We start from the raw sequence: 5076 nt of genomic DNA, 5'->3' as shown, positions 1-5076 counted from the left end.
GCCACGACCGGGTAGACCGCGACCGCGGTGAGGAAGGCCAGCACCGCGACGCCGGACCCGACGAGGTTGTCGACGGTGAACGGCCCTCGATCGGGGCTGAGCAGCAGATGGACACTGGAGGCACAGAAGCCCGCGATGCCCAACGCCGCGGCGTGGAACACGCGCAGGTGCGGCGGCTGTACTGGATCACGACGGCCGGCGAGCCAGCACAGCGGCAGGCTGATAACCGTCGGGTAGAACGGCGGCAGCAGGACCGCCGCCGCCACCGTCCAGGTGGACAGCAGGTCATGGCGTCGGGCCCTGGGAACGGTCAGATCCTCACCCAGCCGTCCGGACGCCACCACGGCCAGCGCCCCGAGAACAACGAAGGTGGCGAAGGCCGCGAGGTCGGCCCATCGCGGACGCAGACCCGCCGCCGCGAATCCGGCCACACTCAGCCAGCAGAAGACTACGATCAACCCCCGTCGCATCAACCCCCCGGGCGCGCGCCACAGCATCCAGCCGTGGCCGAGCAGGCGCAGCACGGCCAGGCGAGGTTCCGTGACGTGGGCGCCGGCCAGATGAGAGCCGGCCAGGCGTGGGCCGGCCAGATGAGGGCCCAATGGCGGAGGACCGATCATCCGGGGAGCGACGGGCTCGGCGCTCGCGGGTGGGGCGGACGCTTCGCCTCGTGCCGCCCCGCGATCGGTCCGGGCAGTCGCGCCCGCTCCCTGCGTGGTCACCCCGCGGGCTCGCCGCCAGCCACGCCGAAGGGTGCCCACCAGAACGGAACCCGCACCTCGCGCCAGTCGTATGCGTAACGGCATTGGTGGATGGCCTTCCTCGTTCTTGTCCACGGCCCTACCCGGCCGGAACCGCCCGGTGAATCCAACCTGGTCGCTGCTACTCACGGTAAATCCTCGAGAACGAAGAGTACGAAGGCACTTCGCCAATTCGCAACCGTCCGAATGCCGGTTCTTAGCCGTTCCCGGCGTCGCCGAGCCGTGTTTTCTCCCCGGCACGCGCGCGATAGTTGCCCAGGAAATGGCACCTGACCTGCGACGACGAATGCCGGGCCGAAGGAGGCGTCGCGACGGGCCGCCCAGCCGCGCCGGCTGCGGGACACCCTCGAGAGACCACATCCGACACGCCCGGGAAACGGCACGTCCGCCGCCCAGAGACCAGTGACGGCCGGAGAAGAGACCGCCGAGGGACCAGCTCGATGCCCGCCGTCCGCGCCTGACCCCTGGCGGCGACGGAGGGCACGACGCGCCGGTGACACGGACGAACCGGTGACGCGGCGATCAGGTGGTGCGGGCGACCGCCTCGACCATCGCGGCGGTCAGGGTGGCCACGTCGGCGGGGGAGATGATGAACGGTGGCATCGTATAGACCAACCGTCCGAACGGGCGGACCCAGACCCCGAGATCCACCAACAGCGGCTGGATCACGGCCAGGTCGACGGGCTCCCGCGTCTCGATCACCCCGATGGCGCCGAGTACCCGCACGTCGGCGACCCCGGGCAGGTCGGCGGCCGGGGCGAGCCCGGCGGCGAGCCCGGCGGAGATCTCGCACACCCGAGCCTGCCAGGGCGAGGAGAGGAGCAGATCGATGCTGGCGTTCGCGACCGTGCTCGCCAGTGGGTTGCCCATGAACGTGGGGCCGTGCATGAACGCGCCGGCCGGCGAGTCGCAGACGCCCGCCGCGACCTCGTCGGTGCACAGCGTCGCGGCCATGGACAGGTAGCCACCGGTCATCGCCTTGCCCACGCACATGATGTCGGGGCTGATGCCGGCATGGTTGCAGCCAAACAGCTCGCCCGAGCGGCCGAACCCGACCGCGATCTCGTCGGCGATCAGCAGCACCCCGTAGTGGTCGCACAGCTCGCGCAGCCGCGCCAGCCAGCCCGGCGCGTACCACCGCATGGCTCCGGTGCCCTGCACGACCGGCTCGCAGATGACCGCCGCGATCTCGCCGGCGTGCCCGGCCAGCAGCCCCTCGATCTCGGCGACGTGAGCGTCCTCACACGGCTCGTCGAAGGCGCAGGCCGGGGCGGAGGCGAACAGATGGCGGGGCAGCAGATGGCTGAACAGGTGATGCATGCCCGCGTCCGGATCACAGACCGCCATCGCGCCCGAGGTGTCGCCGTGATAGCCGCGCCGGATGGTGAGCAGGCGCGTCCGGCCCGGCCGGCCCCGCCCGGTCCAGTACTGCAGCGCCATCTTGATCGCGACCTCGACGGCGACGGAACCCGAATCGCACAGAAAGACCCGCCGCAACGGATCCGGCGTGATCGCCACGAGGGTCTCGGCGAGGGCCACCGCCGGCTCATGGGTCAGACCGCCGAACATCACATGGGACATCGTCTCGAGCTGCCCGCGCACCGCCTCGTCGAGCACGGGATGCCGGTAGCCGTGGATCGCCGCCCACCACGACGACATCCCGTCGATCAGTTCCCGACCGTCGGTCAACGTCAGCCGGGTCCCCGCGGCGGATGCGACCGGGAAGAGCGGCGTGGAGCCGGACACCGAAGCATACGGATGCCAGACCACCCGCCGATCGCGGGCGACGAGGTCGCCCACGTCCGCCACCGGGGCCTGGTGCCGGGGGGTGAGCGCGGGCGGCGGGACGGCGGTCGTCGAACGAGGGGTCACCTTCCCACTCTCGCCCACCCCGGTCGACGGCGGTGGCCTGGGTGACGCTGGCCTGGGCCGATCGTCGTGCGTCCCACACCACTGCGTCTCACCCCACGGCGTCACCCGCCCGAGCTCGTCACCCGCCCGTCCTGCCCTCGAACCCCAACCCGACAGGAGTCCAACTCGTGGCTACCCCCACTAAGTCCGCGGCGTCGAGGACGGCGAGCGCGTCGACGAGGACGAGGAAGTCACGTCGAAGGCGCCCTTTCGCGTTATGCCTGACCGGTGTCTGGCGGCCCGGCGTCTCTCGCGCGGGTACGGCTGGGTGCCAAGGTAGGAGTGCCAGGTAGGAGCAGCTACCCAGGCTCATCGGGCAGGATGTCAGCGTGGTCATCCCGATTCACGACATCAATCCCCTGCGCCGCCGCCCGGTCATGACCTGGCTGCTCATCGCGGCGAACGTGGTGATCTTCGTTTTCTTCGAACCGGTGGTCAGCTCGGTCGCCGGCATGGAGACGTCGGCGGCACAGAACATCTGCGAGCAGCAACGGTTCTTCCAGAAGTGGGGCGCGATCCCGTGGGAGCTGGTGCACAATGCGCAGCTCACCGCCGCGGACTCCGGCCGGATCGGGGTGGACGCGGCCGGCAACCCGGGATGCATCGTGGAATCACCGCTCAGCTTCGACAAGATTCCGGTGCTGTCAGTGCTGACCTCGATGTTCCTGCATGGAAGCTGGCTTCATCTGATCGGCAACATGCTGTTCCTCGGGGTCTTCGGCAACAACATTGAAGATCGCATGGGCAGGCTGCTCTACCCACTATTCTACCTGGTCTGCGGATACGCCGCCGGGTACGGCTTCGCCCTGTTGGAGGGTGGGTCGACGAACACCCTGATCGGCGCCTCCGGCGCGGTCGCCGGCGTGTTGGGCGCCTATCTGGTGCTCTTTCCACGGGCTCGCGTCATCGGCCTGGTCTCCGTCCTGTTCTTTCTGCCGTTCTGGCTGCCGGCCTGGATCGTCCTCGGTTTCTGGTTCGCGTTGCAGTACATCTACTTCACCGGATTCGGCGTCGTCGACAGCGGTACCGTGGCGTACGGAGCACATGTAGTCGGCTTCGCGGCCGGCGCGTTGCTCGTCATGCCGTTCATCAGCCGGCTGCGAGCCGCCGGCCCCGGGACGCCGCTCCGGGTACCCCAGCACGGCTGGATTCGCGGCACGGGGAACTCGTCGGCCCGCCACCGCCGCCCCTACTGAGCGATCCCGGTCTTCCGCGGCCTGACCGTCGAGCAGTCCCGAAGCCGCGAAGGTCCGCCCGGCGGTCAGGCAGTCCAGCGGTCCGGCGTCAGGCCGCCGGCGACCCGCCGGCGATGGAGTCGGGGGTGGTGGAGTCGGCAGCCTGGTCCGCCGCGTCGTCGTCGGAGCCGCCCGTGTCGGCCGCGGATGCCACGGCCGCGGCTTTCCCGGCGGGAACACGACGTCGCAACAGACCGCGCCGGGCTCGCGGACGGCCCGCGTCGGCCGACCTCCGGCCGGGCCGCTTCCGGCCACCCGTCACGACCGGCGCGTCCTCGGCCTCCGCCGCCGCTGCGGGCCCGACAGGCTGTTCCCCGGTTGTCGAGGCGACCTCCGCGGGCTGCGAGTCCACGGCCGGCTGCGAGTCCACGGCGGTCGAGAAGGGGGCCTCGTCCGAGATCGGACCAGTGGCCAACTCGAGCGGCGCCGACGCCTCGCCGCCGACCCTTCCGGTCTCGGCGGCTTCACCGGTCTCGACAGCCTCGGCGGTCTCGACAGCCTCACCGGCCTCGGCGGTCGCCTCGGGCAGGTCGGCCGGAGCGGTCTCCTCCGCGACCCGCACGTCGAGAGCGACCGTCCGCCAGCCCTCGAAGACCTCCTGAACGGCGAAGTCCGCGGCGAGCAGAGCGTCACGGTAGCGAACGAGCTGCTCGTACGACAGGGTCGGATCCGGCTGCGGTCCCGTCACGACGGGGACCTCGGAGGCCGTCGCAGCGGCGCCCGCGGCGGCGCCCGCGACAACGGCCGTGGTCACCCGACAGGTAACGCACCCGGCGGAGTCGGTCGTCTCCGTCAGCGTCCAGGAACGGCTGGCCGCCGCGGCGAGCCGCGGATCCGTAAGCGCCGCGCCGCCGGCCTGCTCCGTCAGAAGCGTCGCGATCCTCGCCGCGACCGTGGTGGTCGCCACGTCGCCCCTACCCCATCGCACGACCGCACGTCCTTTCCCTCGATCTCTGTCTGCCGCTATGCCGAAGACGCCCATGATCGGCCGACCCCGGAAAATGACGCCGGTGCCTGAGGGCGAGAACTGCATCTTGACGGACGGATCGGAGGCGCTACGCAGCGGGGTGCTTTTTGCCACATGGCGGACATACGATACAAACACCGGACGGCCTCGATGGCGGGTAAACATTCACCTGCTTTAGTGATCTTGCTGTAGGTGACGGTTC

3 protein-coding genes and 1 pseudogene are annotated in these 5076 nt (G+C 70.3%); 1 reads left to right on the top strand and 3 read right to left on the bottom strand.

Annotated elements, in window-relative coordinates:
* Positions 1-620: pseudogene (locus tag ACY5KJ_RS06490) on the bottom strand (GGDEF domain-containing protein); the annotation flags it as partial.
* A gap of 663 nt (positions 621-1283) precedes the next feature.
* The gene (bioA, locus tag ACY5KJ_RS06485; RefSeq protein ID WP_462202992.1) at positions 1284-2570 is read right to left on the bottom strand and encodes an adenosylmethionine--8-amino-7-oxononanoate transaminase; all 1287 of its coding nucleotides are present in this window, start codon (positions 2568-2570) and stop codon (positions 1284-1286) included.
* Positions 2571-3001: 431 nt separating this feature from the next.
* Here bioA and ACY5KJ_RS06480 point away from each other — a divergent pair, with 431 nt between their 5' ends.
* On the top strand, positions 3002-3868 hold the full coding sequence (locus ACY5KJ_RS06480; protein ID WP_462188765.1) for a rhomboid family intramembrane serine protease: 867 nt from the start codon (positions 3002-3004) through the stop codon (positions 3866-3868).
* An 88-nt stretch (positions 3869-3956) separates the two neighbouring features.
* Here ACY5KJ_RS06480 and ACY5KJ_RS06475 read toward each other — a convergent pair whose 3' ends face one another.
* Positions 3957-4835, bottom strand: a complete 879-nt coding sequence (locus tag ACY5KJ_RS06475) for a hypothetical protein (protein WP_462188766.1) — start codon at positions 4833-4835, stop codon at positions 3957-3959.
* Between the last annotated feature and the right edge of the window lie 241 nt (positions 4836-5076).

Source organism: Frankia sp. CcWB3 (genome assembly GCF_977927595.1).
This window is presented reverse-complemented; position numbering and strand designations above follow the sequence as displayed.